The 5,511-nt window shown below is 34.5% G+C and carries 5 protein-coding genes and 2 pseudogenes; all 7 read right to left on the reverse strand.

Going from position 1 to position 5,511, the window contains the following annotated elements:
- Nucleotides 1-363, reverse strand: a pseudogene (locus FNK51_RS25940) (thermonuclease family protein); the annotation flags it as partial.
- A gap of 10 nt (nucleotides 364-373) precedes the next feature.
- Nucleotides 374-1,093: an SHOCT domain-containing protein gene (locus FNK51_RS25945; protein ID WP_141995201.1), complete on the reverse strand. Its 720-nt coding sequence runs from the start codon at nucleotides 1,091-1,093 to the stop codon at nucleotides 374-376.
- Nucleotides 1,094-1,413: 320 nt separating this feature from the next.
- Nucleotides 1,414-2,139 carry a head maturation protease, ClpP-related gene (locus FNK51_RS25950; protein WP_181762354.1) on the reverse strand — a complete coding sequence of 242 codons (726 nt, stop codon included), beginning with the start codon at nucleotides 2,137-2,139 and terminating at the stop codon, nucleotides 1,414-1,416.
- Between the two features lie 34 nt (nucleotides 2,140-2,173).
- Nucleotides 2,174-2,509 carry a hypothetical protein gene (locus FNK51_RS25955; protein ID WP_141995203.1) on the reverse strand — a complete coding sequence of 112 codons (336 nt, stop codon included), beginning with the start codon at nucleotides 2,507-2,509 and terminating at the stop codon, nucleotides 2,174-2,176.
- 17 nt (nucleotides 2,510-2,526) lie between these two features.
- Nucleotides 2,527-3,937: pseudogene (locus FNK51_RS25960) on the reverse strand (terminase TerL endonuclease subunit); the annotation flags it as partial.
- A gap of 240 nt (nucleotides 3,938-4,177) precedes the next feature.
- Nucleotides 4,178-4,495, reverse strand: a complete 318-nt coding sequence (locus FNK51_RS25965; RefSeq protein WP_141995204.1) for a hypothetical protein — start codon at nucleotides 4,493-4,495, stop codon at nucleotides 4,178-4,180.
- Between the two features lie 95 nt (nucleotides 4,496-4,590).
- Nucleotides 4,591-5,232, reverse strand: coding sequence for a hypothetical protein (locus FNK51_RS25970; RefSeq protein WP_141995205.1), 642 nt, complete (start codon nucleotides 5,230-5,232; stop codon nucleotides 4,591-4,593).
- Nucleotides 5,233-5,511: the final 279 nt, after the last annotated feature.

Here is a 5,511-nt window from a genome sequence, read left to right on the forward strand (position 1 = left end):
TGCTTCTTCCTTTTTCTTTTGTTCCTCAGCTAATCGAGCTGCTTCTTCCTTTTTCTTTTGTTCTTCCGCCAAACGTTCAGCTTCTTTTTGCTCTTGCTTATGAGTAATTTCTTTCTTTTCTTTAGGTACAGTTTCTTTTACTGGTTCTACAAAAATCATAGCTAGTATGAAACTAAGTAAGAATCCTGCTACAACTATCCATCCAGGTTTTGAAAACGTCACTCTTCCTTTACTACGTTGAATCATTTGGTAAATACCAAACAAGAAAATTATTAGACCTATCCAAGCAAAAGGGGTAATTATAATAGTAGATAAAATTAATAATAGTGCAATAGCAATCATAATCCATTTAATAAACTTCAAAATTTTCACCTCATGAGTTTAAAATCTTTTGTTTTTCTATTTGAAATTCTTCTTCAGTTAGCACGCCTTGATCACGTAATTTAGCAATTTGAGCAAGCTTCTCATACTTATCATCTGAATGTGCGGCTGCTTTATTTTTAGCTTTGCTTATTCCAGTAACCCGTTTTGACTCGTTCATTTTACTTCTAACAACTTTGAGAAACCGTTTGAATTGATCGTCGTTTAATATGTCGTCAAAGATTTTGCGGGTTCGTCCATAATCGATTAATAACTCTTTTTGAGCAAACCCATCCGGAGCTAGTGAAATGCCATTCATTTTTCGATAATCGAAAGCTTCGGTGAACTCACCGTGACCTATTCCATTAGTAACAAATATAAGTCTGTGGCTGGTTGCAATAAGCATGCCCTTGATTTCTCTTTTTTTCGTTTTATCATACTCAGCAGGTATAGCTATTAAAACTTCCTCATCGGAGGATTTAATATATTTTTCAAAATGGATAATTGTATTTTTATAGAGAGAAAAACCTCTCCAATTGAAAAAACCAGTACTCTTTCCAAAATATTTCTCCATTAATTGCATGTCAGCAGCTTGCTTTTTCTTTTTTTGTTGTTGGGCGATCTGATATTCCACTTCTCTTTGTTTACGTTTCTCCTCTTTGATTAAAAGTGCCTTTTCTTTTTCTTCTGGTGAAACGTACTCTTGCCCTAAAAGTTTTTTAAAAAAACTCAACACAATCACCTCCGTTTTTAATAAAGGCTATTTTTTATGCAACTGACCCGTTACTATCTAATGGCAATAAATATATAATACTACAAAAATTGAAAAAAATTCACACACTTAATTAAATAAAAATTCTCAGGGAAATTGGCAGAGAGCGAATAATAACATAATTGAATAATTTTCAAATCTGGGGATATTACATTACAGATTAGTTACCTCATAATTGGTTCAGTTAAACAATAATGTATATTAAATACATAAAAAAATAGACAATCATTGCGCTCGTCTTCTTCAACTTATTAAATTTAATTGTCATTTTCCATTCCCCCCTATAAATTTAAAAAGAGACTGCTCAAGTTCTGTTTAGGTGCAACAGGTTCAGGAACAATCTCTTTTGGTTTTAGTTCATTTTTAATTTCATTTTTAAATTCTGTAAACATTTGCTTTAATATGTTTTCGTCGATGCCTGATGCTGATGCAGAGATAGGTTGCTTTGGTGCAACAGCAGCCGATATTTTATTATTAAATTCTTTTGCTTTGTTCTCGAATATTTCTGACTCGTCTTCTTCTGGTTCGGCATTAATAATTTCATCAATTAAGCCCTGTTCTAACGCTTTTGAAGCCGATAAGTATGTTTCTTCGTCTAATAGTTTTTTAGCCGTATCCGCGTCAATTCTGTGTGTATAAGAGGCTAATACAGATTCACCTATGCTTTCGAGATCGCCAGCAGCCTTCCTAAGCTCTATTGCATTACCAGCTACAACTGTCCAAGCATTATGGACCATCATTTGAGCATTAGAATATGCTTTGACTTTATCTGCACCCATACAGATAATTGACGCAGCACTTGCAGCAATACCAGTGATAGTTACAGTTACGTTCCCTTTATGAGATCGTAAAGTATTGCATAGGACAATACCTAAAAACACGTCACCACCATATGAATGGATTTCAAGTTGAATGTCCTCATCTTCTTTTATGGCTCTCATACGATTGTTAAAATCCCAGATACTCGAGTTCCAGTTAATAATGTCACCTTTGATTTTATGCTTCATTCTTATTCTCACCTCCTTTAAGTACTTCTGAACTTTATTGATAGTTTTTGGTGATAACATACTTGTCCAGCATATCGTCTCCCTCCACTCGTTCAGCACCTAACGCTTCACGCAATTCATTTCCATTGAAGATGCCCGCGGCCCGGAGCTTGTCAGCTGCTGATGCTACATCAAACATATTACTGTAAGAAACCCGTTTAGTTTCCATCTTCTTTCCTGCCAGGAATTCCTTTTTATCAATCATATTAATACAGGTCTGGATAGCCAATTGTTTCATGTGAATTTTATTGGACGTATCTTGGATTAAATCAAAGTCCAACATGAATTCAAGTTCACTATTTCTACTTTTTATTAGGTCTAAAAATCCCAATATCTCACCTCCTTTTTTTAAAAATCTATATCGTCTAAGAAAAAGTCCACATCATCGATTAGTATTTCATCCGCTTGCCATAAGGCATGGATGAGTGCTTGGAATCCATCTGTCTTTCGTTTAAACTCATCCTTTTTTAAATACTCTTTATTTCCATCTTTCTTGATGTGACATATACATTATTCGTATACCAATGCATAAGAGGATTGTCCCCAAAGATAATATGATTGTTTGCAAATAGAGTTTCTACACGTGGAGCCAAAAGGGAATGAATCGCTTTGGGGTTACGGATGTACAATAACGTAAATCCCTCTGCCTCCAATGCGGTTTTAACAAGCTCTAGTCTGAATGTATCAGCAACGATTGTGTTAACCCCGTATATTTCGCGCATCTCTACAAACCAGGCAACAATATGTTTGATATTAATTACAGGTTCATCGACAATGGTTAGCAGCCCTTTTCCTTCCCACTCTTTGAGTTTAGGTGTGATTTTTAATTTGACTGTATCAATAAAACCTTTGCGGACAAAAGAATGAGTTTTCCAAATGTAATCCTCGCCAACCTTAAACAATAATCCGACTGATGCAAAGTCTTTGATGCTGGCGAAGTCGAGGCCTCCCACAGCAGTACGATGTTGAAGCTCCGGAATGAGTCTTAGGGTTTCCCCATCTTCTTCATAACTAGTTCTCATTTTTTCTTCCCAACTGGCCACTGATTTTGCTAAGTCCACCTCTGGGATATTCATTCGTTTAGTCATAAATTCTTCACGATTAGACGGGTCGTTAGCTAGATCCTTGTATTCTTCTTGGACTGTGTAAAAAAGCCCTTCAGCATAATCGCTTCTAGGCTCACAAAACATGGGATTAGCTTTCTCCCATGTACTGATATCTTCCACTTCTTCCGCATTATCTAGCTTACAAATATACGGGAAAAGAGAATCGTTTAATTCTTTTCCCTCAAGGATATTGTTGGCACGCTCTTTCATTTTATCGAGATAGCCTTCACGGACATAACCGTCAGTACCAATGAAAAACTCCCGAGGATTTTTGACTTTTCCTAATCCACTAGAAAATACTCGGACGACTTCATTTGTTTCATACTGATGAATCTCATCATAAATGACGCAGCCATCACGCAAACCATCCTTTGTGGATGCGTTGGATGTACGATATTTAACAATACTTTTTGTTGCATTATTTTTAATTTCCACTTTCGTTTTATAAAACATTTCTTCAAGAACTTCATGCTCTTCAATAGTTTCATACATTTCCATAAAGGATGTTTTAGCCTGGTCTCCGAGTTTGCTACAATGGAAACATTGTATTTTGGGATACCATGTAATTCACTTATGAAGAAGTTCGTTAGGGCTGTGATTAATCCATTCTTACCGCCACCACGCCCCATCATAATTAGAAATTCACGAAAAAAGTTCGGTTTTCTTTATTTTTTCTTTAAGGATTTTCTTAATGAAGGAAAAAATTTTTAGAGTACTCTAACGTACTGCACTATAAGTACGGAACATTGTTTGTTTAATTATTGGCACAATAAAACAGCAAAAGGAGCAAGGTAGTAACGCTTATCAGTTTCGCACGATTCCCTACCGGCTGGGACATTAGCTGCTTTGTTATAGCAATAAAAAAGCATCCATTACTGGATGCTGTAATTCCTTTATAAGTGCGTATGCTCAGCTTGATAATGTGTTATGTTTACTTCTCCCACTTTTATTATTACCAATTCAATCTTCTTTTCTTTTGTAAGTTTATTAACAGCCTTTAACACATCTATTGATTTTATTTTTATTTCGGCTGCAATTTCTTCTACAGTACATGGCTTTCTTGTTTCTGTAAGGAAATTAACAACTTTTTCTTTTACTTTTTGAATCCGTTTTACTTCTCCGTCCCTCTGCGAATCTTCATTTCTTTGTTTCTGCCTTAGAATTTCTTGCGTTTGTTTTGGCAAATTCCTGTGATTAAAATTATATGACATTACTTTCCCTCCTTCTGCCTAATCATTCGCCAAAAGGAATCATTTTCCTGCAAAATAAAAAGCACCCCAATAATCAAATGCAATTTTCTAAACTATCATTTTCCTTCTCCTAAATCCCCGTAAGCAGCCTCCTCGTATTCTATCCGTGCATCTTCACTATACATCTCTGCGTACAATTCACCCATGTCATCGTTATACTCTTCAACTGTGTACTCGAACCGTACTGCTTCAAACAATATATCAAAATCCTCCAAATGTTCATTAAAAAATTCAATAGAAAGATACTGACATATTTTTAACTTTCTAATTAAAATCCCAACATCCTCTTCGGGTAATTCAATTTCAAAATGCATTATTTTGTTTCTAATCTGATTTAGGTACTGTAAAGAACCTTTAAACTTTGGTGATATCTCTATATCACACAAAAATTCTAACCTTCTTATAGCTTCAGCAAAATTTACTGTTTTGAGATTAGGATTGATGTCAAAAACATTCGATTTACTTTGCTGAAGCATCGCTTCTTTCGCCTTCATATATTGGGAAATATCGCTAAACATCAAATATTCTTTATAATTTTTAAGAACTAATTTGAATAGAATCTCGTTAGCATGATTCAAATACATTATGGCATCTTTAACATTATGCTCTACACCCTGAGCTAATTGCTCAATCCTCAAAAGACACTCATGACTCGCTTTTAAAGAATCTATTCCATTTGTTAACAAATTGAATTTCATTGTTTCATCTCCTTCGCCTTAAATATTCGATAAAAGGAGTTTATTACCTTCCTTATCCATAAAAAGACGACACCTTTTGAGTGCCGTCCCTTTTCTTTATTCTCGATGATATAAATTTAACACTAATAAAATCAAATAACATAAAAATTCTTTAAAATATTCATATAATTAATTACTATTATTTTATATTCATAGTATATTATGGAAAGTAATGTCATATAATTTTAATCACAGGAATTTGCCAAAACAAACGCAAGAAATTCTAAGGCAGAAACAAAG

Source organism: Bacillus sp. B4EP4a (assembly GCF_006680105.1).
GTDB classification, from domain to species: Bacteria; Bacillota; Bacilli; order Bacillales; family DSM-1321; genus Peribacillus; species Peribacillus simplex_E.

Coding starts and splice junctions, on each gene's coding strand:
- FNK51_RS25950 (WP_181762354.1), bottom strand. CDS start 2,139: ATGAAGCATAAAATCAAAGGTGACATTATTAACTGGAACTCGAGTATC.
- FNK51_RS25965 (WP_141995204.1), bottom strand. CDS start 4,495: ATGTCATATAATTTTAATCACAGGAATTTGCCAAAACAAACGCAAGAA.
- FNK51_RS25970 (WP_141995205.1), bottom strand. CDS start 5,232: ATGAAATTCAATTTGTTAACAAATGGAATAGATTCTTTAAAAGCGAGT.